This window comes from Amycolatopsis pigmentata (assembly GCF_042684065.1).
Classification (GTDB): Bacteria; Actinomycetota; Actinomycetes; order Mycobacteriales; family Pseudonocardiaceae; genus Amycolatopsis_E; species Amycolatopsis_E pigmentata.
This window is the reverse complement of the sequence record NZ_JBHUKR010000029.1, coordinates 215,459-240,830: the sequence shown is the minus strand read 5'-3', so window position 1 is coordinate 240,830 and position 25,372 is coordinate 215,459. Positions and strand designations below refer to the sequence as shown.

Genomic DNA, 25,372 nt, shown 5'->3' with positions numbered 1-25,372 from the left:
TCGGCCCCACCCCCAGTGAGATTGGAGCTGCGCGATGCGTGACGCCGTCATCGTCGAAGCGGTGCGAACCCCCATAGGCAAGCGCGACGGGGCCTTGTCCGGCCTGCACTCCGCTGACATCAGCGCCCACGTTCTCAACGCGCTCGTCGAGCGTGCGGAGATCGACCCGGCATGCGTCGACGACGTCGTCTGGGGCTGCGTCACCCAGATCGGCGAGCAGACCTTCGACATCGCTCGCACCGCAGTGCTGTCCGCGGGATGGCCCGAACACGTCCCGGGCGTGACCCTCGACCGGCAGTGCGGCTCGTCGCAGCAGGCGGTGCACTTCGCGGCGGCAGGTGTCATCGCCGGGCAGTACGATGTCGCCGTCGCAGGCGGCGTCGAGATGATGAGCCGCACGACGATGGGGAGCAACAACATCCCCGCCGCGTTCGGACCTGCTTACCTGCGGCGCTACGACGACGTCGTCCCGGACCAGGGACGCGGCTCGGAGATCGTCGCCGACGAATGGGGTTTGAGCCGCACCCAACTCGACGAGTACGCCCTGCGATCGCACGAGCGCGCGCATGCCGCACAGCAGCGCGGCGCGTTCGCAGCGCAGATCGTCGAAACTGCCGGCACGTTCCTGGACGAGGGCATCCGTCCGGGAGGCACTCTCGAGAAACTCGCGACGCTCAAAACGCCCTTCAAGGAGGACGGCAAGGTCTCCGCCGGCAACGCCAGCCAGATCTCGGACGGAGTAGCGGCGCTCCTCGTCACGACGAGCGAGTACGCGGCCGCGAACGGCCTCCGGCCGCTCGCGCGCATCCACACCGCCGTCGTCACCGGTGCCGCTCCGATGCCGATGTTGACCGCGCCCATCCCCGCGACCGCCAAGGCGCTGAAGCACTCCGGGCTCTCGATCGGCGACATCGGTGCCTTCGAGTGCAACGAGGCCTTCGCGCCCGTGCCGCTGGCCTGGCTGGCCGACACCGGCGCGGATCCCGCACTGACCAATCCGCTCGGCGGAGCGATCGCACTCGGACACCCGCTCGGTGCCTCCGGTGCTCGTCTGATGACCACGCTCGTCCACCACATGCGTGACAACGACGTCCGCTACGGGCTGCAGACCATGTGCGAGGGCGGCGGCCAGGCGAACGCGACCATCCTCGAACTCCTCTGACCGGCACGCGACGTCGGGCGTCCGAGGTCCTCCCCGGCGTGTGAGACCCAACCGGATCAACACCCTGAACTCCGAAGGCAGTCACTGATTGTAGGGCCCAACGAAGGGATCCGATGACAGACGCAACCTCACTTCGAGAGTCCTTCCGGGTAGGCGGTCGCAGGACGATCTTCGTTCTGAGCGGGCTCGCGGTGCTCGACGCGGCGGATAGCGCCGGCTTCGGCGTGCTGGCTCCGGACATCCAGAAAAGCCTGCACCTGAGCACCACGACGATCACCGTCACTGCCGCTCTTGCGGGTTTCACCGTCTCGTTCGCTGCTCTTCCGCTCGGCGTTCTCGGCGACCGGATGCGTCGTACTCTGATCGCCGGGGTCAGCACGCTGCTGTGGGCCGGTGCTTCCGTTCTCACCGCTGTCGCGCAGGCTGCGTGGCAACTCGCGCTGATCCGCACGCTTTCCGGCATCGGCAAGGCGAATGAAGGGCCCGTCCAGAGCGCGCTGCTGACCGACGCCTATCCGCCGCGGGGCCGAGGGAAAATCTTCGCTATCCACCGTGCCGGTCTCCCCGTCGGCATCCTTCTCGGTCCCGCACTGCTCGGTGGCGTCGCCTCCGTCGCCGGGGGCGGCGACGGATGGCGGTGGGCCTTCGCTTTCATGGCCGTACCTGCGGTGATTCTCGGCGTCACGACGCTGTCGGTACCGGAGCCCGAACGTGGCCGGTTCGAGGCGGGCGACCACTCGGCCGCGGCAAAGCCGGACGATCCGGCGGTGACTCTCCGGACCGCCTTTGCCAGCCTCAGGAAGGTCCGGACCTTCTCCTTGATCATGGTCAGCCTGGGAGCGTTCGGCTTCGCGGTCACCACGGTGCCGATTTACCTGAACATCGTCATGGAGCAGCACTTCCATCTGGAAGCCGGTTCGCGCGGCGCGGTCGGTAGCGTTTCCTCCGTCGGCGCGCTCCTCGGAGCCGTCGTCGGCGGCAAGTACGCCGACCAGCTCTTCGCCCGCAGCCCGGAGCGCTGCATGTACGCCGTCGGTGTAGCGGTGGCCGCACTCGGCTGCGGCCTGGGCCTGCAGGCGTACGCCCCGAACGTCGCGGCCTTCATCGTCATCGGTTTCATCACGCAGGCCCTGCTCTTCGCGGGGCTCGTGCCGGTCATCCTCGTCGTCGCGACCATCACGCCGTTCCAGTTCCGCGCCGTCGGCTTTGCCATCGTCGGGCTGTACCTGTCCCTCGTCGGCGGCCTCGGCGGTGCTCTCCTCGGCGCTGTCTTCGAGGGCGCGTTGGGTCCGCAGGCTGCCGTCGCGATCCTCGCGCCGGTCGCTTCCCTCGTCGCCGCTGCCTTCATGGTGCGCGGCGCGCGAACCGTTCGCGCTGACGTCGCGCAAGTTACGGCCGTTTCGGGCTGATCGCCGTCGACGCCCCGCCGCACCGGCTGGCCTGCTGGAACGCGTCCGCGCGGTGACCTGCTACCGGTGGTCGGCGAGGCTTCGAGCAGGCGCTGGAGCCGACTCGAGCGCGCTGCCTTCGGCGTCGACGTGCGGCAGGACGCGATCAAGCCACTGGGGAATCCACCAGGCTTTGCCACCGAGCAGTGTCAGCAGTGCCGGAGTGACCACCATGCGCACGATGAACGCGTCGGCGAGTACCCCGACCGTGAGCGCGAGGCCGAGCGAAGCGACGATCGGCGCGGGGGTGAGCGCGAACCCGGTGAACACCGAGGTCATGATCAACGCGGCGGCGGCGACCACCACCGCGGTGCGGCCGAATCCGTCGAGGACGGCCTCGTTCGGGTCGAAGCCCCGCCGGTGCGATTCGTGGATCCGGGACACCAGGAAAACCTGGTAGTCCATCGCGAGCCCGAACAGGATGCCGGCGATCAGCATCGGCAGGAGCGTCAGGATCGGGTTCCCGGTCGGTGCCGCGAACACGGCACCCCACCAGCCCCATTGGAAGACCGCTACCGTCACCCCGAGCGCGCTTCCGAGTGACAACAGGAAGCCGAGCGTCGCCATCAGCGGTACCAGAATCGAGCGGAACAGCACCATCAGCAGGAGCAGCGACAGACCCACGACCGACAGCAGATAGGTCGCCAGGGCTTGTTGCAGAGCGGCGTTCGTGTCGGCGTCGATCGCGGTCTTGCCGGTCACGGACAGAGTGACTCCGTCCACGTCGTGCGCGGTGCCGCGAATCCGGTGGACGAGATCCCTCGTGCTCGAATCCGCCGGGCCATTCTCCGGAACGACTTGGACGAACGCCGCGTCGCCCGCGTCGGTCACGCCACCGGGCACGGCCGCGACCACGCCGCCGATCCGGCTGAGCGACCGGATCACCGCGGGCAGCCGGGCGCCGACGTCCCCGCCTTCCGCCAGGACGAGCAACGGACTCTGCGCGCCGGCGCCGAACTTTTCGGCGATCCGGTCGTAGGCCGCCCGTTGCGTGCTGTGTGGATCGTCCCCTCCGGGCGTGATCAGTGCGGTGTTCATCGACAGGACCGGCACCGAAAGCACGAGCAGACCCGCGATCGCGAGTCCGCCGACGACAACCGGTCGGCGTACGACTACACGGACCCAGCGTTCCAGGAACGTGAGCCGGTCCGCGTGCGAGCGGCGCGACGCGTTGCCACGCCGCTCACGCCGCGGCAGCGCGCGGTGTCCCATCGTTCGCAGCAGGACGGGAAGGAGGGTGATCGCCATGAGCACCGCCGTTGTCACGGCGAAGGCCGCGGCCAGACCCATCTCCGTGATGAACCCGATTCCGGTGATCGACAAGCCGACGAGCGCGACGACGACCGTAGTCCCGGCGAATACCACCGCCGATCCCGCTGTGCCGACCGCGCGGCCGATGCCTTCCTCCACCGGCCGTCCCGCGCGCAGTTCCGCCCGGAACCGGGCGAGGATGAACAGGCAGTAGTCGATGCTGACGGCCAGGCCGAGCATCACCGCCAGGGTCGGTGTGGTGGTGTCGACGGGGTGGGCCGCGGAGAACGCGAAGACGCCGAGCGAACCGACCGCCACCCCGACGAGCGCGCCGAGCAGGTTCGCCCCGGCGGCGACGAGCGATCCGCACGTCACCAGCAGAACCAGGAACGCCAGTGCCACACCGATCGCTTCGGTTGCCGAACCCGCCTTATCCTTGGCGTTCCCGAGCGATCCGCCGACTTCGGCATCGAGCCCGTCCGCGCGGGCAGCCGCGGCAACGGCCAGGACCTCGTCGTGAACGCGCGATGCGTTGTCGTCCGTCAGGCCGGTGATCGTGAGCGTCGATACCGCCGTCGTGCGGTCCGGTGAGACGTAGGGTTTCTTCGCGTCGAACGGGTCGGTCGCCGAGCCGACGTTCGGGACTCCGGCCGCGGCCATCACCGCCGCGCGGACGAGCGCCGCGTTGCCCGCGCTCGTGATCTGCTGGCGGTGCGGAGCGGTCAGCACGAGTTGCAGGGAGCCGGTGCTGCCATCGCCGGACGACGCGACCCCGGGGAAGTCGTGGTTCAACCGATCGAGTGCGCGGCTCGCTTCCGAGCCGGGCACAGAGAATTCCTCTTTGCTGAACTTCGAGCCGGTGGCGCCTACGCCGAGGGCGACGAGCGCCGCGGTCCACAGGACGAGCACGAGAATGCGATGTCGGCCGCAGGCGCGACCGAGCCGATAGAGAAAGCGAGCCATGGCGCCAGCATCGCGATCCGGGACGCTTGTGACATCGTTCGACGGTCGGAACTCGTCTACTGCCCGCGCATCAGCGATCCCTACTGCGTCGGTGGTATCTCGACGGCTCCTCCCGCGTGCAGCGCGATCACCAAGGCAGCGCGGTCGCGTGCGCCGAGCTTCGCCATCGCCCGGTTGATGTGCGTCTTCACGGTGAACGGTGAGATCACCAACCGCTCGGCGATCTCACCGTTGGTCAGTCCGCGGGCGGCCAGTCCGGCGATCTCCCGCTCTCGGCCGGTCAGCGTGGCCAGCGCTTCGGCCGCGCGCGGATCCAGGGCGCCAGGCGTGATCGCGCGGGCGATCAGCGCCCGCGTCGCGCGCGGCGACAACAGCGTGCTGCCGCGCGCGACGACCCGGATCGCAGCCAGCAGGACTTCCGGATCGGCGTCCTTGCCGAGATAACCGCGAGCCCCCGCGGTGAGTGCCCGCAGCACGTACTCGTCGGTCTCGAACGTCGTGAGAACGAGGATGGCGACGCCGGGGGAGGCGCCGGGGTCCGCGGTCAGCTGCCGCGTGGCCTCGATGCCGTCCACTCCGGGCATCCGCAGGTCCATCAGCACGATGTCGACGTCACCTGCGCGTACTGCCTGGACGGCGGCGGCCCCGTCGCCGGCTTCACCGACCACGGTGAAGCCCGGTTCGGACTCCAGGACGCCGCGCAGTCCCATGCGGATCAGTGACTGGTCGTCCGCGAGCAGCACGCGGATGGGGAGTGCGTCGCTCATCCGTGACGTCCGTCCTCGGCCAGGTCGGTACCCGCTTCGAGCGGCAACTCGGCCATGAGCCGGAAAACACCGCCGCCGCTCGAAATCGCCAGCCGGCCTCCCACCGCGTGCACCCGCTCCCGCATCCCGACCAACCCATGACCCCCGCCCTCGCGGCGCGGCGGTGTAGCCGCGACGGCGTTGGACGCCACGAGCGTCAACGTCGCCGGCCCGGTGCGCACCACGAGCTCCAACGGCCCGGTGCCGTGCCGCCGGGCATTGGTCAGGCATTCCTGAACCAGCCGGTAGGCAGTGACCGCGACCAGTTGCGACACCCGCTCGGCGTCGACCTCGCGGTCGAGCACCACATCGAGGCCGGCACCACGCGCTGTCTCGAGCAGAGCGTCGATCTCTTCGAGTTTCGGTAGCGGTGAGGGCGGTTCCGCATTCGCCGTGTCTCGCAACAGCCGCAGAATGCCGGGCATCTCCCGCATGACCGCCTTCGCGGCCGCCTCCGTCTCCCTCAGCGCGGTCGCCGCCCGGTCGGGCGCCGCGCGGAACGAACGGCGCGCCAGTCCGGCGTGCACACGGATCACCGCCACGTGGTGTCCCAGCACGTCATGAACTTCCCGCGCGATCCGCAGGCGCTCTTCGGCGACACGGCGGCTGGCTTCCGCTTCCCGGGTCTCCAACGCCCACCGTGCCCGCGCCTCTACCGTCATGGCGTACTCACGCCGAATGCGGACCACGGCTCCCAACCCCGCGGAGCCGAGGGTCCACCCCGCCACGGTCATGCCACCCGCACCCAGGAAGTGGAATTCCGGCTGGGGGCTTAGCGCCACGCACATCGCCAAGAACGTCACCACTGTGGCGAGCGCCGCCACTCGATGTCTCCGCGCGGACACCAGATTGAGCAGCGTCAGCTGGCACAACGCGCCGGTCTGCGCCCAGACGCCGGAAACCGGTGCGTTCATCGTCAGCAGCATGCCCGCCACGCCGATCGCCCATGGGGTCACCGTGCGGCCGCCGCGGAAGACCACGGCGGCGCACTGAACGAGGACGACCGCATACGCGCCCGTGAAGCTGTCCGCCTGGACCGTTCCGTAGGTGACGAGCGCGGTGATGACGAGCGCGATGAGCGTGATCCACGTATCGAACCGGGCGATGACGTGAACTCGTGCGTGGGCTTCGCTCGCCGGGTTCGCCGACTGGCTGGCTCTGCTGACGTTCCGCTCCTCTCGAACCGGGGCCCGCCTCGCGGGAGAGCGAGCGTCTGCGGCCGGCCGATCGCGCCGTACTCAGACCGCGAGCAGCCTCGCGAGGCGGCGTCGCTGGAAGCCTGGATCTCCGAGCAAGATGCTGTCGCTGACCGCGTTCTTGTAGAACAGGTGCGCGTCGTGTTCCCACGTGAAGCCGATGCCGCCGTGCAGCATCATCATCTGCCGCGCCGCCTTCACGTAGGCCGGGGAGGCGAGGAGGCGGGCGGCGGCGGCGCATGCGGAGGCGTCCGGTTCGCCGCTGTCGGCAGCCTCCACGGCACGGCGAGTGGCGGCGTCGACGAGGCACCAGTCGGTGTAGATGTCGGCCAGTTTGTGTTTGACCCCCTGGTACGAACCGATGGGCTGGCCGAAGCTGTACCGAACCTTGGCGTAGTCGGCCGTGAGATCGAGGGCCTTCTTCATGGCGGCGGACTGCATGCAGGCCAGCGCGATACCGGCGAGGTCAGTGACCCGGTCCAGTGCCGCGTCGGCGTCGCCGGATACGCGTTCAGCCGGGGTCCGGTTGAACGAGATCGTCCCGGTTGCCGTTGTGCGGTCCAGTTTCGGCTCAGGTGTCACCACGATCCCGGGGGCGTCGTGACGCACCAGGAAGATCCCGTTCCGCTCGCCGTCGTGTGCGTGGACGAGGAACAGGTCGGTCTGGGCGGCGTTGAGCACGGCGTGTTTCGTCCCGTTGAGCACGGTTCCCTCCGGCCTCCCGGCGGCGGTGGTACTCGGGCGACGGTCCGTCCACCCGTCAGAGCCGGGCTCGCTGACGGCCAGAGTCCCGAGAAGCTCACCCGTCGCGATCTGCGGCAGCAGCTTCTTTTTGAGCGGCTCCTCGTCGAGGGAGAGCAGCGCGTGAGCCGCCAGCACACCGCTTCCGACGAGCGGTGAGGGGACGAGCCCTCGTCCCAGCTCACGGAGGGCTGGGGCGAGGTCGGCGAGCGAACCGCCGGCGCCGCCATATGCCTCAGGGATCGTGATGCCGGGGAGGCCCAGGTCTGCCAGCCGCCGCCAGAGATCCGGGTCGAAGGCTGTGTCGCCGTCGAGCACCTGGCGGACGCGCCTCATGGGCGAGTGGGTGGAGACGAGTTGCCGGACGGTGGCGGCCAGGGCCGCCTGCTCGGCTGTGTCGGTGAGTCCCATGCTCCGCTCCCTGCTCAGCCGAATCGCAGTTGGTTGAAGGGGACGTTCTTGTCGACTCCGCCATCCTTCGGCAAGCCGAGGATGCGCTCCCCGATGATGTTCCGCTGGATCTCGCCGGTCCCACCGGCGACAGCATGGCCGGGTGCGTAGACGCTCGCGTACCGCATGCCGGCGAGGCCGGAGTCCAGGAGGAACGCCTCGCCCAGCAGCTCCGCGGCGAGGTCGGAGGCCCAGAGCATCAGCTCGCCGGCGGCGAGCTTGCCGACGGATCCGCGGGAGCCGATGGGGACGCCTGCGAGGCTCTCCTCGTGCAGCAGACGGCCGAACTGGCTCAGCGCCAGCTCGCGTGCGTGGAGTTCGGCGAGCCCGTCGCTGGTCCTCGCCGAACCGGCCGGTGATCCGGCGCCGCGCGTGGCAGCGAGCAGCCGGTCGAACCCGAGCGGGTTCCCTCGCGACCGCCCGCCGGCGCCGAGCATGATCCGCTCGTTGCGCAGCATCACCACGGCGGCCGGCCAGCCCTTGCCGACCTGGCCGATGACCGCGTCCTCGGAAACCTCGACGTCGTCGAAGAAGACTTCGTTGAACGGAGCCGCACCCGTGGCGATCCGCAACGGCCGCACGGTGACACCGGGGTGGCGCATGTCCACCACGAACATGGTGATGCCCTCGTGCTTCGGCACCGTCGGGTCGGTCCGGGTGAGGATCGCACCGAAGTCACTGTGGTGGGCGCCGGAGGTCCAGACCTTCTGACCGTTGATGACCCAGCCGTGCTCGGTGCGCGTGGCGGTCGTGCGCAGTGACGCGATGTCCGACCCGCCGCTGGGCTCCGAGAAGAGCTGACACCAGATCTCCTCGCCCGACAGCATCGGAGGCAGGTACCGCTGCTTCTGCTCCTCGGTGCCGAGCTCGATGAGGGTGGGGCCGATCATGCCGTGGCCGATGCCGAACACCGCATTCGGCACGACGAAGTCCACCGAGACCTCCGCCCACGCCAGGAGTTCCTCGACTCCCAGGCCTTGACCGCCGTACTCCTTCGGCCAGGTGAGCCCGGCGAGACCAGCGTCGAAGAGCGCCTTCTGGAAGCGGCGGGAACCCGGCAGGTCAGCGTCGTAGCCGCGCGCGCTGTCGCCGGCAGGATCGTCAGCGCCGACGCGCTCCGCGTTCGCCTCGAGCCAGGCCAGGGCGCGGGACCGGAAAGCCTCGGTCGTCGTCATGACTCACTCCGATCGAGGCGGATCAGCGGGATCCTCCGCCCACCCGCCCGCGCCTGGTAGGTGTAGAACCCCTTGAAGCGGCTTGTCGCGAGGCGCCATGCGGCGTGGTACTCCGCGCCCTCGAGCTCACGTGCCTGGACAGGGATGCTCTGGCCGTTCAGGTCGATGGTGACGGCGGGGTGGGCCTTGATGTTGAAGTACCAGGCCGGGTGGTTCGGGGCGCCGCCCTTGGACGCGACGATGAGCCAGTAGTCGTCCACGGACAGGCACATCAGTGGTGTCTGGCGGGCCTGTCCCGTCTTCGCGCCGACATGGTGCAGCAGCAGTTTCGGGTTGCCTCGCGCGCGGCTGCCCTGCCGGCCCTTGGTACGGCGCATCACGAACCGGTCGATTGGGCTCAGCACATTGATGACGAGCCATGCGCCCTGTCGTGTCGCCGCGAGCCGCTCAGCGGCACATACCAGCCGCCCGGGCACCTCGATGTCCTCGGTCATGTTCCCTCTCACGTCGTCGTCCGGTTCTGCTCGGCGCGGCCCGTCACGACCCGGGAGGTGGAGAGGCCAACCGGCGGGAGAGGAAGTCGACCTGGTGCCGCACCACCTGCTCGTGCCACTCGCGCCCGGGGTAGACGTCGAAGTGGTCGCAGGGGTAGTGCCGCACCTCTGCCGACCGGAGTTTCTTGGCCGTTTCGGCAGCGACCAACGGAGGGGCGCTCTGATCGAGGTCGGCGATCTGCACGAGCACCGGGCAGGAGATTTTTGGAGCCTCCCTGCCGGGGTGGTAGCGGGCGAACGAAAGCGCGTTCCTCATCGTGTAGCGGTTCTCCCAGGTGGGTCCGGCGATGGCGGTGTAACCCTCGAACGCCCCGGGGGCGTTGACCGCGCCCGGGTCTCCGGGGTGTCCGGTCAGCGGCTGGTAGAAAGGATGCTTGTTCCTGGCCGCTGCGACCGCGCCGACGAGACCGGCCGCGCTCGTGGTCAGCGCCCGCCCGACACCGTTGTGCTTCACGGACAGCCGAGCGGTGGCAGCGCCGTCGGTGGCGGGTGTCAGCGAGATCGCCCCTGCCAGGCGCTGGTCGCCTGCGGCGATCCGGAACACGTGACCACCGGAGAGGGAGACACCCCACACGACGACCCGGTCCGCATCGACGTCGTCGAGTGTCCGCGCGCAGGTCACCGCTGCGGTGTAGTCCTCGAGTTGCGCATCGATGTCGACGAGCTGACGGGGCTCGCCCGCGCTCGCGCCGAACGTGCGGTAGTCGAAGACGAGACTGTCGACGCCGGCGGCGGCGAAGGCCTCCGCGAAGCCCTCGAGGCCGCTGTCGCGCGTACCGCCGAAGCCATGGGCCAGCACGACGCAGGGCCGGCCCTTTTCGGTCGCCAGGGTCTTTGACGTTGCCCGGTAGTGCCAGGCGGCGGACTCGACGCCGTTCGACCGGAAGGAGATGTCGGCTCGTGCCGTTTTCTGTACCCGCATCGCTACACCGCCGCGGAGAGGGAGTCGGAGGCGCGGCCTTCGAGCTTCACGGGACCTTCGCGGCGGGCCCGCTCCCAGCCGGAGGCAAGTTCCTCGGTTCTCATCTGGTGCTCGTAGACGTAGTAGTCGATCTGCTGGGTGTGCCGGGGCCGGTCGATGTAGTGCCCTCGGTGCAGCTTTTCGTCCTCGACGATGATGCGCTCCATCTCATCCGGTGCCGGCGGGCGGTAGGTCCCGGCGAGGTACGCCGCGACGAGGCGCGACTGGCACTCCACGAACGGGAACAGGGTCGGGATGGGCTGCGCGAAGCCGACGAAGACCAGGTCGTCGATGTCCGGCCGCAGCATCCGTTTGTAGAGGGGGAACTTGTTCTCCGGTGCGGAGATGAACTCGGGGTCGAAGAACGGGAAGGTGATGTTGTACCCGGTGGCGTAGATGATGACGTCGAAGTCGTCCGACGTGCCGTCGGCGAAGTGCACGGTGGAGCCGTCGAGGCGCGCGATGTTGGGCTTCGGGATGAGGTCACCCGACCCGAGGCGCAGGTACAGCTCACTGGACATCGTCCCGTGCGACTCGCCGTAGTAGTGGTCCGGCTTGGGCAGTCCGTACTTCACCGGGTCGCCTGCGGCGATCTTCGGGAAGTTCCGGATGATCACGCGCTGCAGGGCCTTCGGGAGCCGGGCGTTCCGGCCGGCGAACTCGTCGATCGGCCGGCCCAGGAAGTACTTCGGCACAATCCAGCCGCCGGAGCGGGTCGACAGCGTCACCTTGTTGCGGGTCGACTTCGAGGACAGCTCGGACGCGATGTCGACGGCGGAGTTCCCGAAGCCGACCACGAGGATTCGCTTGCCGTGCAGTTCCAGCGGGGAGAGCGGGTCCACGTAGTAGTGCGAGTGGATCACGACCCCGTCGAACGTGCCGGGAAAGTCGGGGTAGCGCGGGTTCCAGTGGTGGCCGTTCCCGACCACGAGCGCGTCGAACGAACGCACGTCCCCGCGCTGGTCGGTGATATCCCAGCCACCACCGGCGCGCCGCTCGGCGTGGACGACGCCGTTCTCGAACTCGATCCGCTCTCGCAGGCCGAAGGTGTCCGCGTAGCTGTCGAGGTAGGCCTTGATCTGGCTGTGGTGGCAGAAGTCGGGGTACTCCTCGGGGATCGGGAAATCGAAGAAGCGGCAGATCTTCTTGGAGTTGTCGATGTGCAGCGACCGGTAGGCGCTCGAGTGGCCGTTCGGGTTGCCGAAAGCCCAGTTGCCGCCGACGCGATCGGAGGTCTCGAAGCAGGTGTAGGGGATCCCGTAGTCCGTCAGCATCTTGCCGGTCGTCAGACCGCTGATGCCTGCCCCGATGACCGCTGTGGTCGGACGCTGAATCGACAATCGCTTCTCCCGTGACACGACGAGGCGGTCCCCGTCGACTCTGACGGATCGCGGCAGGCCGCCACGATCGGTTGTCGTCATTGAACACCTCGACCGATTCTATGTCAATCAACATAGTGATGGTTGACGTGAAATCCCTCTGTCACGCCGAACTGGACAAGCCGGAACGAGCCTGCTGGGCCCCCGAGGTGCGGTCGCCCTCGCTTGTGCGTGCGACTGTCGTCCCCGCTGGGCTATGATGATCGGCATAGAGTTGGTCGGCATGCTAGGTCGTGGAACGCGGCTGGGAAAGGGTGGTCCTGTGAGGGAGTGGAACCGTTCGGTCGCCTTCATCACCGGAGGCGGGCAGGGCATTGGCCTGGGCATCGCCCGGGCGCTGGCCAAACGGGGCGTGCGGCTGGCGCTGGCGGACGTCGATGAGGCGGCGCTGGGCCGCAGCACGGAAGAACTGTCCTCGGTGACGGAGGTCGAAGCCTTCCGCTTGGACGTGCGCGATCGCGACGCCTTCGCCTCGGTCGCCGACCAGGCCGAGGTGAAGCTGGGGCCGGTCGGCCTGCTGTTCAACAACGCGGGCATCGCGCCGACGTCGCCGTTGCCTGAGCTGAGCTACGAGAGGTGGGACTTGGCGCTCGGAGTCAACGTCGGCGGTGTGGTCAATGGGCTGCAGACCTTCCTGCCCCGGATGATCGAGCGGGGGAAGGGCGGCTACATCGTGAACACCGCCTCCGGTGCCGGCTTGGTGGCGGGCTCGAACCTGCTGTACACGACGGGCAAGTACGCCGTGGTGGGGCTATCCGAGTCGTTGCAGCAGGCGGCGGGCAAGTATGGCATCGACGTGAGCGTGCTGTGCCCCGCCCACGTCGACACCGGCATCCTGGCGCACACCGAGTCGCTGGCCGGCGACCGCAGCATGTTCCCGCAGGGGGAGCAGCGCAGGAGGGAGGAGGAAGCCTTCAAGGCGGGGGTGTCCATCGACGCCGTGGGCGAGATGGTCATCGCCGGCATGGAGGCGCGCGCGATGTGGATCTACACCGACGGCTTCCTGCGGCCCTACCTGTCGATGCGGATGGAAGCTCTCCTGGAAGCCATGCCCGAGGCCACGGGGCAGGAGGTTTCCTGACCCCGTCACGAGCTCGGGCAGCGGGGCGCCGCGTCGTCGCCCCGCTGCTCCATTTCCCGGGAGCGCTATCCCTTCGAGAGCCGGCGCATGACGCTTCAGCCCGAACGCGGGACGCTGGGCGATCTCCGACGCCGGCCCAAGAGTGAACTTCCTCGAGGGTTGCGCCACCGCCAGCACATCCCGAGGTAGAACTCCTCGTTGGCCATCGGCCTGGCCTGGCCGGGCTGGGCGTAGCCACCAGTCATGGACCGGCAGTGCGATCGCGACGTAGTCCGCGAACCCGGCGCCCTGCTCGGCGTAGACGCGGGCGAGCCGGTTCGACCGCCGTTCGAGCTCCAGCCGGGTGATGGCGGCGCCTTCGCGCGTGATGGCCACGAAGTCCGGGTCGTCCTCCGCGGGGCGGGCCATCGTCCGCAGGAACGGTTCCGCGGGCTCGCGGCCATCAGCCGCTTCAGTTCCGAAAAGTCCATATCACACCTAATCTTCCGATCATCGGTGACAGTTGAGATGACTCTATGTTGTTCGACATAGAATGAACACCCTTGCTGTGGCGAGCGGAACGGCACCTCTAAGCTGGGGCCGTGACTTCTGCTGGGCGGCGCCGGATCGACGAGATCGGTGACGAGAGTCGTCGCCGCATCCTGGACGCCGCGGAGGAGCTGTTCGCCGAGCGGGGCTTCGAGCGGACCTCGTTCGTGGACGTCGCCGAGCGTTCGGGGATCAGCCGGGGCAGCATCCCCTGGCACTTCAAGAACAAGGACGGCCTGCTGATCGCCGTGCTGGACCGGGCGATGGACCGGTTCATGGACCCCGAGCAGTACCACCAGGCCCTCCCCACCCTGGCCACCCTGCTGGAGGACTACCGGCGCTGGGTGGCCAGCGGCAACTCCGCCCTGATGTTCATGGTCCTCACCGAGGCCATGCACAGCGCTGGCACCGTGCACCAGCAGTACGAGGAATTCCTCGGCCAGCGCCGCCAGGGCGTCCAACGCTGGCTGCGCGCTCACCGCCCGGCCGGTGTCGATCCCGCCGCCGCCACCGAGCGTGAACGCGCCGTCGCCGCGGCCCTCAACGGCGCGGTCATCGGCATCCACCTCCAGGCCCTGATCGAGCCCGATGGCGTCGATCTTGACGCCGCACTCCAGTCCCTGGCCGGTTTCGTCGACGACAACTTGACGGACCTGTGGAAAGAGCCCGCCAAGGACAAGACGCGCCGCGCGCCGGGCAAGGGCACCCGCTCCCGCAAGCGCGCCGGCTGAGCGGCCGCGGGTGCCGTGTGGGCGCTCATCGCACAGGAGCCCACGCTCTGCTCAGCGCCGAACCGAGGACGGCGTCGACGATGCGGGCGGCGCGCGCGCCGTCCTCGAAAGTCGGCAGTCCGTCCGGAAGCCGGCCGGTGCGGATCCCCTCGTAGGTGTCGGCGACGAACGCTGAGAAGGCATCCTGATACCCCTGCGGATGGCCGCCAGGCAGGAAGGACAGCCGCTTCTGAGCGTCGGAGAGCTCGCCCGCCCCACGTGCGAGCAGTGTCGCCCCGTCGGGATGACCCAGCCAGGCGGACTCCGGGTTCTCCTGGTCGAACACCGCGGAGCCGTCGGCGCCATCCAGCTCGAACCACAGGCGGTTGCGGCGCCCCGCCGCGACCTGCGAGACCACGACGTTTCCGGGGACGCCTGCCTCGGTGAGGAACGTCGCGATCGCAATGTCCTCCGTCGTGACGGCCTCCGTGGGGCCGTACCCACCATCACCGCTGAAGCTCTGGGTCGACGTTGCGGGGCGCTCCGCCACGGCGACCGACGTGGTCGCCGAGACCTCGGCGATCCGCTCTCCTGAGACGAACTCCACGAGGTCGCACCAGTGGGTACCTATGTCGGCGAACGCCCGAGAGGCGCCGCCTGCGGCGGAGTCGACCCGCCAGTTGCCCGCGGACGGCGCGAGCATCCAGTCCTGCAGATAGCTCCCGTGCAGCGCGTTCCAGCGCCCGAACCGTCCCTGCATACGCCGCGCCCGCAGCTCGCTTATGAGGGGGTGATACCGATACACGAACGGCACGGTCGCCACGACGCCTGCATTCGCTGCCGCTCCGGCGAGCAGGGCGGCGTCTGCGACGGTGGTGGCGAGGGGCTTCTCGCACACCACGTGCAGCCCGGCGTCCACCGCGGCGAGCGCGTACTCCAGATGCGTGGCGTTCGGAGAGCAGACATGGACGACATCGATGTTCGCCGCAAGCAGGGCGTCCAGGTCGACGAAGGACGTGGTGTCCCACTGGGCGGCGACAGCGGCGGCGCGCTCGGGGGAAGACCCGAGTACTCCGGCGACCACGCCGCCGGAGGCGAGGATGGCGCGGCGGTGGACGGCGGCGATCATGCCGCCGCCGATTACCGCCGCGTGCAGGACGCGCGCAGTCACCGCGCGGCCGTCGCGGCCGTGCCGACCCGCTCGTTGAGCTGCAACGCGATCTGGTTCGCTGCCCGCCACGCGAGCGCCACGATCGTCAGGGTCGGGTTCGTAGCCGTCGCGGTGGGGATCACGCCGTTGCCGCCCACGTAGAGGTTGTCGACGCCCCACACCTTCAGGTGCTGGTCGCAGACCGAGGTGCCATCGTCGACCGCGCCCATCCGAACCGTGCCGTGGTAGTGCAGCGACGATCCGCCCGCAGCCAGTTCGGGCTCGGCGGCGAGACCGCCCACGCGGTCCGCGCTGCGACGAGCGTTCTGCTTCAGCTGCTCGATCGTCTGCAGATCCTTCTCGGTACGCGAGTAGTGGATCGTCATCTTCGGCATGCCGTAGAAGTCGGTCTCGGTCTCGCTGAACTCGATACGGTCGCAGTACTGGATGTCCTTCGCGCCGTACCAGGCGAACACCGTGAGGCGCTCCGCGCCCTCCTGCCCCGCCACAGCAAGGCGGTAGGGCGAGTTCATCAGCGGAAGAATGCCGCCCTGCATCGGACGCTCGTCCGAGAACGGCACGATCACGTAGCCGACGTGCTCCGGGTCGTTATCGAAGCGCTCCGGGGCGAAGTCGTCGGTGAGTGCGCCGAACGCAGAAACCTGGAAGTGCTCATTCAGGTAGTGGGCGAGTGCCGGCGGACGCACGCCGGAGGCGAATAGCACCTGCGGGGTACGCAGCCCGTCCGCGCAGACCACCACGTGGTGCGCGCGCACCTCGTACGTCTCACCACTGACCCGGTCTTCCAGGGCCGCCCCGACGGCAACGCCGTCCTCCACGATGACCCGCTTCGCGAGAGTCTGCGCGCGCAGCTCGAAACCGGGCACCGTCTCTTCGATGTCGCCGAGGATCATGCCGGTGCCGCTGAAGCGCAGGCGACCGTCCTCCCAGCGGTAGGCGGCGGGCATGAAGCCCACCGGCGTCAAACCGGGGCCGTCGAACTCCTCCGCCTGGGCGGCCCGGATGGCCTCCGCGAGCCCGGTGCCGGGGACATCCCACTTCCTCACTCCGAGCAGCTGCTCAGCGTGGTCGAGCGCGGCGTCGAGCTCTGCCGTCGGGATGAACGGGGTGCGCTCCGACTGGCTCGGGCGGGGGCACGAGATGCCCCAGTGGATGCCCATGCCGCCCACGCCGCTCGCCATGCTGGCGGCGGGGAGGCCGACCTCACCGTCTTCGAGCGCGGGGCGCGGATCGAGGAAGAACAGGCCGGGAAGGATCGTGTGCCGGAACTCGAGGCTCGGGTCCAGTCCTTCGGCGATGTCCGACAGAGCCTGCGCGCGCTCGAGACCCTCGTCCGGTCCCTGCGTGAGCAGCTGCGCGGCCGCGCGCTCCTCGTCCGTCATGTTCTGCGTGTGGTCCCCGCGGATACCGGGGATCACAGGCCCTGCCTCGACCATCAGGATGCGCGCGGTGGGCACCGCGTCGCCGATCGTTCGGGCGTAGGTGGAGCCGGACGGACCGGATCCAATGATGAGAACGTCGACCTGCTCGGTCATGCGTGCTGTCCTTCCTGGACGGTGCCCTGCGGGGCGTACCGGCGGGTCACGTCGAGGATGTGCCGGACCTTCTCCCACGGGTCGCCGCCCTGTCCCTCGTACTCGACCGTGAGCGGCCCGTCGTACCCGTGCGCCGCGAGGATGCCGAGCGCGCGAGGCAGATCCACCACGCCGATCCCGCCGTCTTCGCCGACCTCATGCGCCTTGACGTGCACCAGTTCGGCGCGCCCGGCAAGCGCTTCGATGCCCGCGTACACCGATGTCATGTCGACGCCGTCGTAGAGGCCGTCGAACTCGATAGGCCCACCGCTGAACAGCATGGCGAACATCGGCAGCATCAGAGCATCGAAGTTGCCGAGGTCGAGCAGCAGGCCGAGATGTTCCTCGCCCACCGCGTCGAGCAGGGCGAGCATCCAACCCGGGTCGCTACTCGGGCCGCCATGGTTCTCGACCAAGAGGCGGGCACCGCGCTCACGCGCATACAGACCGAGGTCGACCAGCGCCTCGACGAGGTACGCTGGCGGAGCACCTCCAGCGTGATCGCCGAACGGTGAGCCGGGGTTCACGCGCACGAACCGTGCGTCCATGGCAGTGAAACGCGCGATCCACGCCCGGATCTCCGCAACATGCGCGGCCCGCTTCTCCTCATCAGGCTCGAGGAGGTCCCCGGCGTCGATTGCCACGTTCAGCAACTCGACGCCGGCGGCCAGCAAGCCGGCCCCGAACCTGTCGATCTCGGGATCGTCGATCCCGGAGAACTGGACGGCCACCGTCTCGACCGCACCGACTCCGAGCTCTTCCTTAGCCCGGCGAGGGAACTCCGAGAGGTTCAGCAGCTTGGCATACGGCAGCTCATGATAGATCGGCGTGCCATCGGGGGCGGTGAAGTCGAGCGTCACGGGCCCGAGGTGCTCACGCATGCAGTAGCTGGAGGCGGAAAGGGTGCTCATGGGAAGTGCTCCTTGATCTAGAAGGATCAGAGGACAGGGTTCTGGGGATGGCTGCTAGTGGGCTTGATTCTCATTACTGGAGCGAAGCAGGGATCCTCCTCCTGACCGATGTCGGACAGCCGGCGCACGGCGACGGTGCCCAGTAGGCACAGCACGGCCAGCGTCAGGTACAGCACGGGAAAGCTTCCGAGGGCGAGCAGTGCCGGGGCGATTAGCGGCACGAAAGACTGCGGCAGCGTGTTAGCCATGTTGATAATGGCGAGGTCCTTGCCTGCGTTCTCGCTGCTCGGCAGCATGCGGACGCACAGCGCCAGGTCAATTGCGAAGAACAGTCCGGTTCCGACGCCCGTCAAGGCTCCGGCGACGAACACGTGCGAGACGTCGGAGGCGAAGGCCATCACGATCATCCCGGCCGCAGCGAGGACCCCCGCGGCGACAACGAACGGTTTCTGCCTGCGGATCTTGTCCGACAGCACGCCGCCGATGGCGCTGGCCACCACGATCAGTCCGACGGTCAGGAGTGCGATGAGGAGGACCTGCCCGCCCACCTCTTCCTCGGTGTACCCGAGCTTTTGCATGAGGAAGAACGTCTGGTACGAGTTCGCGGCAACTCCGCAGGTGATCAAGAAGCGCGTGATCCACGCCCAGCCGAAGGCGGGGTGACGCCGCGGGTTCAGCCAGAAGGACTTGGCCAACTCGACGATGTTGAGCGGAACGCGGTCCGCCTGCAGGTGCTGTGGATCGCGGATCAGAATCACCGCGATGATGCCGGCCACCAGGGCGACGACCGCAACGATCGTCCACTGGATCAGCGAGTTGTGGATGAGGCTGACTGCCAACAGGCCCAACAGGGGTGCTAGAGCGGCGACCGCGCCTGCGAGGCCTGCGACCGTTCCACGGCGCTCTTCCGGCACCTGATCCGGCATCAGCGCATTGGATGCGGCCAGCTGGAAGTTGAACGCCGTCTGCGCCAGCGCCCACACGATGATGACCTGCCACACCTCGGTGGTGAAGTTGATCGCGAAGATGACGAGGGATCCGGCGATGGCGCCGGTGAGGATCCAGGTGCGACGACGCCCGAAGCGTGCGGCGGTGCGGTCGCTGAGGCGGCCTCCGAGTGGGTTGGCGAACACCGCGAACAGTGCGCCGATACCCGAGACAACGCCGAAGGCGGCAGCTGCGTCGACTCCGGCGATGCGGGTGAGGTGCAGCGTGAGCAGCAGCTGCAAGGGGGTCAGCAACGCGATCATGCCGCCGAGGTTCGAGATGAGCATTCCCGTGACCAGCCGAGGGAACGGCGTGTGCGGTACGGCCTTCAGCAGGCTGGCGGTCGCCAGAGGTTCGGCTGGAAGAGTCATGACACCCCTTTGTGGCAAAAACGGGAATGATGCCCACTATGCACTCATACCCGTTCGTTAGGCAAACCCGCTTTCGGTACAGTGCTCACATGGGACTGCGTGAGATCAAGGCGGAGAGAACCCGCAAGCACATCCTCGATGTGGCACTCGACCTGTTCCTGTCGCAGGGCCTCGCCGCGACCACGATGGAGCAGATCGCCGAGCGAGCTGAAGTGGGATCGACCACGCTCTACCGCTATTTCCCCAGCAAGGACCATCTCGCCATTGGGCCGTTCAGCAACGGAATGCGGATGGGCGACGCCCTCCGCCGGCGCCCGTTATCCGAGCCCCTGGCAGAGTCGCTCGGCGCCGTGATCATCGGCGCGCTCGACGTGCACATCAACGACATTGGACGCCTGATCGCCGCACGCCAAGTCATGGACAGCAACCCCACGACGCGGGCGGCCCTCTGGGACATCTTCGAAGAAGGTAAACAGAACCTCTCGATCGCTCTGGCGGAGCGCATGGGCAAGGAACTTCACTCGCCCGAGGTGGAGTTGACGGCGAAGATGACCTTCGCCGTGTGGGAACTCGCGTGGACCCACTGGGGCGACAATCCCTCTCGCTCGCTGGAAGAGAGCGCCGCCGAGGTGCTGGCGACCATCCAGGGCGTCGACATCGTCGTTCCTGCGCTGCCGTCGCGGGCCCTGGCCGCTCACGCGGCCGAATCGCCCACTTCCCGCGCCAGGTGAAGGCCCCCAGTTCGGCGACCTCACGTCCGGAAACGACAGCAAGGGAAACAATCATGAGCGAGACATCGCATCCCGTCACTCTGTTCACCGGGCAGTGGGCGGACCTGCCGTTTGAGGAGGTGGCGCGCCTCGCGGCCGAATGGGGATACGACGGCCTCGAGATCGCGGCGTCGGGCGACCACCTCGACCTGCAGCGCGCCGACGAGGACGACGCGTACGTGCGCTCGCGCCTCGAGATCCTCGACCGATACGGCCTGAAGGCGTGGGCGATCTCGAACCACCTCGGCGGCCAGGCGATCTGCGACGACCCGATCGACTTCCGCCACCAGGCGATCGTGCGTCCCTACATCTGGGGCGACGGCGACGCCGAGGGTGTGCGCCGGCGTGCGGCCGAGGATATGAAGCGCGCCGCGCGTGTGGCCCGCAAGCTCGGGATCGACACGGTCGTCGGGTTCACCGGGTCGAGCATCTGGCAGTACGTGGCGATGTTCCCGCCCGTGCCGGCGGAGCGCATCGAGGCCGGCTACGAGGACTTCGCAAACCGGTGGAATCCGATCCTCGACGTCTTCGACGCCGAGGGCGTGCGCTTCGCCCACGAGGTGCACCCGTCGGAGATCGCGTACGACTACTGGACCACCGTGCGCACCATCGAGGCAATCGACCACCGCGCGGCCTTCGGTCTCAACTGGGACCCGAGCCACATGTTCTGGCAGGGCATCGACCCGATCGGGTTCATCGTCGACTTCGCCGACCGGATCTACCACGTCGACTGCAAGGACACGCGCCTGCGCCCGGCCACGGGCCGCTCAGGCATCCTCGGCTCGCACCTGCCGTGGGGCGATCCGCGCCGCGGCTGGGACTTCGTCTCGGCCGGGCACGGCGACGTCCCGTGGGAGGACGCGTTCCGCGCCCTCGGCTCCATCGGCTACGACGGCCCGATCTCGATCGAGTGGGAGGACGCCGGCATGGACCGCCTGCACGGCGCGCCCGAGGCGGTCGGCCGCATCCGCTCGTTGCTGTGGAATCGGCCTGAGGCGTCGTTCGACGCGGCTTTCGTCAACCAGTAGGCCGTCAAGTCTGGCGGTGCCAGGGGACAAGCGGTTTCCCACGGGCTGTGCTGCGGTCCATCGTGGGCCGACGCCGCCGGATGTCAGCCGGCGTCGCCCAGCGCCAGATCGAGGAAGCCGGCGACCCGCTCGCTGCCAGTACCAGCGTCCGTCGGAGTGCGGCCGGACGTTGCGACGCACCCCATCCCGGGTCGGGGGGCGTTTGCGGCGCGGGTTGTACGCCTTTTTGGCCTCGATCACCTCGTCGAGCGAGCCGAATCCGTTCGGCGCGCTCGACATGAATTCGATGATCCGCCGGACGCCCTTGGGCTCGACTCGCGGCACGATGTCGACGAGCACCAGGGCACGCGCCAGATCGCCGCGTTCACCTTGGCCGATCAGGGCGGTCATCCCGCCCATCGAGGCCCCGACGAGGACACATGGCTCCGCCACGGCGTCGACGATCGCAGCAAGGCGCATGCTTTTGCGCAGGATCTTGCCGCTGCGGGTCTTGGGTAGGGCGGTCACGATCGCGATGTCCTTGAGGTTCGCGACGGCGCCGATGCGGTCGCGGACCATCCGTACGAGGTCGGCGCGCAACTCTTCGCCGTCCGCTGCGGCTCCGGCTTTGAGTACTACGAAGCCGCGCGGGATTTGCCCTTTCAGTGAGTCGGCGACGCCGATGACCGCGCACTCGGCGACATCGGGGTGGGAGGCGAGAATCTCCTCCATACCGCCGGTGGACAGCCGGTGCCCGGCGACGTTGATGATGTCGTCGGTGCGGCCCATGACGAAGACATAGCCGTCGGCGTCGATCCGGCCACCGTCACCGGTGAGGTAGTAGCCGTCGAACTGGGAAAGGTAGGACTTCACGAACCGTTTGTCGTCGTTCCATAGCGTGGTGAAAGCGCCCGGTGGTAAGGGCAGTTTCGCGACGATAGCGCCGTCTTCGCCGGGGGCGGCAGGCGTGCCCTTGGTGTCGAGGACCTGGATGTCCCAGCCTGGCATGGGTTTGGTCGGGGAGCCGGGCTTGATCGGCAAGAGTTCGATTCCGGCCGGGTTCGCCACGATCGGCCAGCCCGTTTCGGTCTGCCACCAGTGGTCGATCACCGGTACCTCGAGCAGATCGGAGGCCCATCGGTAGGTCTCGGGATCCAGCCGTTCTCCGGCCAGGAACAGGTACTTCAGCGTGGACAGGTCGTACTGGCGGGCGAGCGTTCCTTCGGGATCTTCCTTCTTCAACGCGCGAAAGGCGGTCGGCGCGGTGAACATGCTCCGCACACCGTAATCGGAAACCACACGCCCGACATCGGAGGCTGTGAAGATCGTCTGACCCACGCCGACGTCGTACACCTGCGCCATCGACCAGGCCAGTGCCGTGGCGTACCCGCCGCAGTCTCGGACCACGCCCTTGGGCTTGCCTGTCGTGCCTGAGGTGTAGAGGACATAGAGCGGGTCGGTCGAGCGCATCGGTACGGGCTCGGCCGGCGTTGCCTTCGCCATGGCGTCGGTCCAGTCGATATCGCTTGCGGACATGGCCGCCTCGGCTTGGGGTCGTTGCAGGATCACCTGGGCGTCCGGTTTGTGCGAGGCCATGCCGATCGCCTTGTCCAGCAACGGTTTGTACTCGATGACCCGCTTTCCCTCGATGCCGCAGGAAGCGGAGACGATCACCTTCGGAGCCGCGTCGTCGATGCGGACGGCCAGTTCGTTCGCGGCGAACCCGCCGAACACCACCGAGTGCACCGCGCCGATCCGGGCGCACGCCAGCATCGCGATCACGGCCTCGGGCACCATCGGCAGATAGATGACCACGCGGTCGCCCGGAGTGATCCCGAGGTCGCGGAGGACCCCGGCGAAGGTGGCGACCTCGTCGCGCAACTGCGCGTAGGTGTAGGTCTGTTTCGTGCTGGTGACGGGGGAGTCGTAGATCAACGCCGGCTGGTCGCCGCGGCCTGCTTGGACGTGCCGGTCCAGGGCGTTGTGCGCGACGTTGAGTTCGCCATCGGGGAACCACCGGTAAAACGGTGGATTCGACTCATCGAGCGCCTTCGACGGCACGGTGTTCCAGTCCAGCCCCGCGGCGGCCTTCAGCCAGAAGCCTTCCCGGTCTTGCACCGCCGACCGAAAAACGTCGTCATAGCTACAGTAAGGGGACTCGAACCCCTGACCCCCTTGGGGATCTCGGCGACGTCACCAGGGTTGCGGCAGTGAACGGTCTGGTCTCCAGCCCGAACCACACGAGGCGGTCGTGGGCATTGTGCGGCCGGTGCTGTTCCGCGATCGCGAGCTGTGGCCCCCGTACCCAGGCGTCGGCGGCACTGCTGGTGCCAGACTCGAACCCCGTCCTGCAAGACGCAGAACTCAGCCCTGTGCTCGTGCGGGACCTCGACCCGAAGCCACTCCGCTCCGCCGCTCAGCACGTCGAGCAGTGCATAGACCGTCCACCAGCGTTCGAACCGGACGCCCAGTTTGCTCGCCACACCCCCCGAGCACGGGCACATCGTGGTCCTCTCGGTGATCAGACCCGACATCGTTTACCCCGCCAGCGCCAGGCCAACCGTATTGGCCACCCGGACTGCATGGCGCAGACGCTGGACGACCAGTGATGATCACCGACCTGTCCCGTGACTGTCCCGCGAACGCTGGCAGACGCCGACGGCCAGCGACTGACGGCCACCGTCCACAAGATCACCAATTGACGGCTAATGGCCAGGTCAGAGTGCGTTTTCTGGCTCTGTCATCGGTGGGCCGGGCGGGACTCGAACCCGCGGCCAAGGGATTATGAGTCCCCTGCTCTAACCAACTGAGCTACCGGCCCCCGGGAGCCGCTGCCGACGCGTGGCCCCAGGATGCCGGTCAACATACCGTACGCGCTGGTGAGCGGGCTGGTGAGGTCGCGCACCCGACTTCCCGTCGTGATCACGTGGCGGGAAAAGAGTTGGGCGGGATCGTGTCGGGTTGGTAGCTTGCAGTCGATCGTGACGCCGTCCGAGGAGGTGAGACCCATGAACGCGGTATCGACGTGGGTGCTCTCCTTCCCGTCACGGTCGGGCGATTGACGTAGGTATCGCCGGGAGCGCCTCGACAACAAGGCACTCCTGGAAGGCGAATTCCATGGTCAACAATCTTGCCCTGGTTCTCGGTGGTGGCGGGGCCGCCGGACAAGCGTGGCAGATCGGTGTCATCGCGGGTCTGGCCGAGGCCGGACTCGATCTGACAGAAGCCGCCGATCTGGTGGTCGGCACATCGTCCGGTTCCACCACGGCGGCGCAGGTGCGCAGCGGTATCCCAGCGGCCGGACTGCTCGCGTCGGTACTGTCCGCGACGGGTCGGCCGGCCGGACAGAGCCGACAACTGCCGCCGTCCCCGCCGATGGCGACGGTGTTCGAGCGGATGAGGGCCATCGGTGCCGCCGCCACCTCGGCGGCCGATCTGCGGCGCGCGATGGGTGCGTTCGGGTTGGAGAGTGACTCCGGATTCGGGCCTGAGGTGGCTGGACAGCGGCGGGCGACAGTCGCGGCCCGGTTACCTCGCGCTGAATGGCCGGACAGGCCGATGATCGTGGTGGCGGTCAACGCGCATACCGGCGAATTGGCGGTGTTCGACCGTGATTCCGGCGTCGACCTGGTGGACGCGGTCACCGCGAGCACCGCATTGCCCGGTGCGGGGCCCACGCACGACATCGACGGCACTCACTACATCAACGGTGGCGTGCGTTCCGCCGAGAACGCCGACCTTGCCTCGGGCTACGGACGCGTCGTCGTGCTCTCGCCGTTCGGCGGACGGAGCCGGACACCACCGCGAGCAGGTCAGTTCGAAGGTCTGCGCAGAGACCCGGAATGGGGCACGGATCTGGCAAGCCAGGTCAAGGTTCTGCGCGAGCAGGGAAGCCGCGTCGAGGTGATCACACCGGACGCCGATTCCCTGGCCGCGATGGGCACGAACCAGATGGATCCCGCGACCCGTGTCCCCGCCGCTCGTGCCGGTTACGCCCAAGGCAAAAAGGAAGCGACCCGCGTGAGCGTCCTCTGACATGCGCTGTCGTGGCGGCCGGTCACCCGGCCGCCACGACAGTGGGTTTCCCGATCGCAATTCGCGTCGCCGGATTCTGGAATTCGGAGAGCACGCCGTGCGGTATTCGCGTGACCGGCCTGAACGAAGCGCGGCGGTGGG

At 68.2% G+C, this 25,372-nt stretch carries 19 protein-coding genes, 1 tRNA gene and 1 pseudogene; 7 read left to right on the top strand and 14 right to left on the bottom strand.

Annotation, left to right across the window (positions count from 1 at the left end):
- Nucleotides 1–34: 34 nt before the first annotated feature.
- Together ACFSXZ_RS40620 and ACFSXZ_RS40615 are read left to right on the top strand one after the other, a co-directional pair.
- On the top strand, nt 35–1,162 hold the full coding sequence (locus ACFSXZ_RS40620) for a thiolase family protein (RefSeq protein ID WP_378271829.1): 1,128 nt from the start codon (nt 35–37) through the stop codon (nt 1,160–1,162).
- Nucleotides 1,163–1,275: 113 nt separating this feature from the next.
- Complete coding sequence (locus ACFSXZ_RS40615; RefSeq protein WP_378271827.1) at nt 1,276–2,571, top strand: MFS transporter; 1,296 nt, start codon at nt 1,276–1,278, stop codon at nt 2,569–2,571.
- A gap of 60 nt (nt 2,572–2,631) precedes the next feature.
- Here ACFSXZ_RS40615 and ACFSXZ_RS40610 read toward each other — a convergent pair whose 3' ends face one another.
- The 8 genes from ACFSXZ_RS40610 to ACFSXZ_RS40575 all read right to left on the bottom strand — a co-directional run bounded on the left by ACFSXZ_RS40610 (nt 2,632) and on the right by ACFSXZ_RS40575 (nt 12,128).
- Entirely contained in the window at nt 2,632–4,824 is a 2,193-nt protein-coding gene (locus ACFSXZ_RS40610; protein WP_378271826.1) for an MMPL family transporter, read from the bottom strand.
- Nucleotides 4,825–4,904: 80 nt separating this feature from the next.
- Nucleotides 4,905–5,591, bottom strand: a complete 687-nt coding sequence (locus ACFSXZ_RS40605; protein WP_378271824.1) for a response regulator transcription factor — start codon at nt 5,589–5,591, stop codon at nt 4,905–4,907.
- Nucleotides 5,588–6,610, bottom strand: coding sequence for a sensor histidine kinase (locus tag ACFSXZ_RS40600; protein WP_378271823.1), 1,023 nt, complete (start codon nt 6,608–6,610; stop codon nt 5,588–5,590). Before ACFSXZ_RS40600 ends, ACFSXZ_RS40605 begins: the two co-directional genes overlap by 4 nt.
- A 258-nt stretch (nt 6,611–6,868) precedes the next feature.
- The gene (locus tag ACFSXZ_RS40595) at nt 6,869–7,978 is read right to left on the bottom strand and encodes an acyl-CoA dehydrogenase family protein (protein WP_378271821.1); all 1,110 of its coding nucleotides are present in this window, start codon (nt 7,976–7,978) and stop codon (nt 6,869–6,871) included.
- Nucleotides 7,979–7,992: 14 nt separating this feature from the next.
- Nucleotides 7,993–9,192, bottom strand: coding sequence for an acyl-CoA dehydrogenase family protein (locus ACFSXZ_RS40590; protein WP_378271819.1), 1,200 nt, complete (start codon nt 9,190–9,192; stop codon nt 7,993–7,995).
- Nucleotides 9,189–9,686: a nitroreductase/quinone reductase family protein gene (locus ACFSXZ_RS40585; protein WP_378271817.1), complete on the bottom strand. Its 498-nt coding sequence runs from the start codon at nt 9,684–9,686 to the stop codon at nt 9,189–9,191. The genes ACFSXZ_RS40590 and ACFSXZ_RS40585 overlap by 4 nt, the downstream gene beginning before the upstream one ends.
- A gap of 43 nt (nt 9,687–9,729) precedes the next feature.
- Complete coding sequence (locus ACFSXZ_RS40580; protein WP_378271816.1) at nt 9,730–10,668, bottom strand: alpha/beta hydrolase; 939 nt, start codon at nt 10,666–10,668, stop codon at nt 9,730–9,732.
- 2 nt (nt 10,669–10,670) lie between these two features.
- On the bottom strand, nt 10,671–12,128 hold the full coding sequence (locus ACFSXZ_RS40575; protein WP_378271814.1) for a flavin-containing monooxygenase: 1,458 nt from the start codon (nt 12,126–12,128) through the stop codon (nt 10,671–10,673).
- A 220-nt stretch (nt 12,129–12,348) separates the two neighbouring features.
- Here ACFSXZ_RS40575 and ACFSXZ_RS40570 point away from each other — a divergent pair, with 220 nt between their 5' ends.
- Both ACFSXZ_RS40570 and ACFSXZ_RS40565 read left to right on the top strand, forming a co-directional pair.
- A complete protein-coding gene (locus ACFSXZ_RS40570) occupies nt 12,349–13,167 on the top strand; it encodes an SDR family oxidoreductase (RefSeq protein ID WP_378271813.1) in 819 nt (272 codons plus the stop codon).
- Between the two features lie 581 nt (nt 13,168–13,748).
- A complete protein-coding gene (locus ACFSXZ_RS40565) occupies nt 13,749–14,426 on the top strand; it encodes a TetR/AcrR family transcriptional regulator (protein WP_378271812.1) in 678 nt (225 codons plus the stop codon).
- A gap of 25 nt (nt 14,427–14,451) precedes the next feature.
- Here the strand turns inward: ACFSXZ_RS40565 and ACFSXZ_RS40560 are convergent, their stop codons facing one another.
- Genes ACFSXZ_RS40560 through ACFSXZ_RS40545 form a run of 4 tightly spaced genes read right to left on the bottom strand, consistent with a single transcriptional unit; the run spans nt 14,452 to nt 19,419 of the window.
- The gene (locus ACFSXZ_RS40560) at nt 14,452–15,576 is read right to left on the bottom strand and encodes a Gfo/Idh/MocA family protein (protein WP_378271810.1); all 1,125 of its coding nucleotides are present in this window, start codon (nt 15,574–15,576) and stop codon (nt 14,452–14,454) included.
- Complete coding sequence (locus tag ACFSXZ_RS40555) at nt 15,573–17,111, bottom strand: GMC oxidoreductase (RefSeq protein ID WP_378271808.1); 1,539 nt, start codon at nt 17,109–17,111, stop codon at nt 15,573–15,575. The genes ACFSXZ_RS40560 and ACFSXZ_RS40555 overlap by 4 nt, the downstream gene beginning before the upstream one ends.
- Nucleotides 17,108–18,061, bottom strand: a complete 954-nt coding sequence (locus tag ACFSXZ_RS40550; protein WP_378271806.1) for a sugar phosphate isomerase/epimerase family protein — start codon at nt 18,059–18,061, stop codon at nt 17,108–17,110. Before ACFSXZ_RS40550 ends, ACFSXZ_RS40555 begins: the two co-directional genes overlap by 4 nt.
- Before the next feature lie 26 nt (nt 18,062–18,087).
- The gene (locus tag ACFSXZ_RS40545) at nt 18,088–19,419 is read right to left on the bottom strand and encodes an MFS transporter (protein WP_378271805.1); all 1,332 of its coding nucleotides are present in this window, start codon (nt 19,417–19,419) and stop codon (nt 18,088–18,090) included.
- 89 nt (nt 19,420–19,508) lie between these two features.
- Between ACFSXZ_RS40545 and ACFSXZ_RS40540 the strand changes: the two genes are divergently transcribed.
- The gene (locus tag ACFSXZ_RS40540; RefSeq protein ID WP_378271803.1) at nt 19,509–20,150 is read left to right on the top strand and encodes a TetR/AcrR family transcriptional regulator; all 642 of its coding nucleotides are present in this window, start codon (nt 19,509–19,511) and stop codon (nt 20,148–20,150) included.
- A 53-nt stretch (nt 20,151–20,203) separates the two neighbouring features.
- Complete coding sequence (locus tag ACFSXZ_RS40535) at nt 20,204–21,217, top strand: sugar phosphate isomerase/epimerase family protein (RefSeq protein WP_378271801.1); 1,014 nt, start codon at nt 20,204–20,206, stop codon at nt 21,215–21,217.
- A gap of 420 nt (nt 21,218–21,637) precedes the next feature.
- Here the strand turns inward: ACFSXZ_RS40535 and ACFSXZ_RS40530 are convergent.
- Both ACFSXZ_RS40530 and ACFSXZ_RS40525 read right to left on the bottom strand, forming a co-directional pair.
- Nucleotides 21,638–23,341: pseudogene (locus tag ACFSXZ_RS40530) on the bottom strand (AMP-binding protein); the annotation flags it as partial.
- Between the two features lie 602 nt (nt 23,342–23,943).
- A tRNA-Ile gene (locus ACFSXZ_RS40525) sits at nt 23,944–24,017 on the bottom strand.
- A gap of 296 nt (nt 24,018–24,313) precedes the next feature.
- On the opposite strand from ACFSXZ_RS40525, the gene ACFSXZ_RS40520 reads away from it, so the two are divergent.
- Entirely contained in the window at nt 24,314–25,231 is a 918-nt protein-coding gene (locus ACFSXZ_RS40520) for a patatin-like phospholipase family protein (protein WP_378271799.1), read from the top strand.
- Nucleotides 25,232–25,372: the final 141 nt, after the last annotated feature.

Bases quoted from the DNA above. Each gene is read 5' to 3' on its own strand.
- ACFSXZ_RS40575 (WP_378271814.1), bottom strand. From the start codon at position 12,128: ATGACGACAACCGATCGTGGCGGCCTGCCGCGATCCGTCAGAGTCGAC.
- ACFSXZ_RS40590 (WP_378271819.1), bottom strand. From the start codon at position 9,192: ATGACGACGACCGAGGCTTTCCGGTCCCGCGCCCTGGCCTGGCTCGAG.
- ACFSXZ_RS40595 (WP_378271821.1), bottom strand. From the start codon at position 7,978: ATGGGACTCACCGACACAGCCGAGCAGGCGGCCCTGGCCGCCACCGTC.
- ACFSXZ_RS40585 (WP_378271817.1), bottom strand. From the start codon at position 9,686: ATGACCGAGGACATCGAGGTGCCCGGGCGGCTGGTATGTGCCGCTGAG.
- ACFSXZ_RS40535 (WP_378271801.1), top strand. From the start codon at position 20,204: ATGAGCGAGACATCGCATCCCGTCACTCTGTTCACCGGGCAGTGGGCG.
- ACFSXZ_RS40520 (WP_378271799.1), top strand. From the start codon at position 24,314: ATGGTCAACAATCTTGCCCTGGTTCTCGGTGGTGGCGGGGCCGCCGGA.
- ACFSXZ_RS40540 (WP_378271803.1), top strand. From the start codon at position 19,509: ATGGGACTGCGTGAGATCAAGGCGGAGAGAACCCGCAAGCACATCCTC.
- ACFSXZ_RS40550 (WP_378271806.1), bottom strand. From the start codon at position 18,061: ATGAGCACCCTTTCCGCCTCCAGCTACTGCATGCGTGAGCACCTCGGG.
- ACFSXZ_RS40620 (WP_378271829.1), top strand. From the start codon at position 35: ATGCGTGACGCCGTCATCGTCGAAGCGGTGCGAACCCCCATAGGCAAG.
- ACFSXZ_RS40615 (WP_378271827.1), top strand. From the start codon at position 1,276: ATGACAGACGCAACCTCACTTCGAGAGTCCTTCCGGGTAGGCGGTCGC.
- ACFSXZ_RS40605 (WP_378271824.1), bottom strand. From the start codon at position 5,591: ATGAGCGACGCACTCCCCATCCGCGTGCTGCTCGCGGACGACCAGTCA.
- ACFSXZ_RS40580 (WP_378271816.1), bottom strand. From the start codon at position 10,668: ATGCGGGTACAGAAAACGGCACGAGCCGACATCTCCTTCCGGTCGAAC.
- ACFSXZ_RS40610 (WP_378271826.1), bottom strand. From the start codon at position 4,824: ATGGCTCGCTTTCTCTATCGGCTCGGTCGCGCCTGCGGCCGACATCGC.
- ACFSXZ_RS40545 (WP_378271805.1), bottom strand. From the start codon at position 19,419: ATGACTCTTCCAGCCGAACCTCTGGCGACCGCCAGCCTGCTGAAGGCC.
- ACFSXZ_RS40555 (WP_378271808.1), bottom strand. From the start codon at position 17,111: ATGACCGAGCAGGTCGACGTTCTCATCATTGGATCCGGTCCGTCCGGC.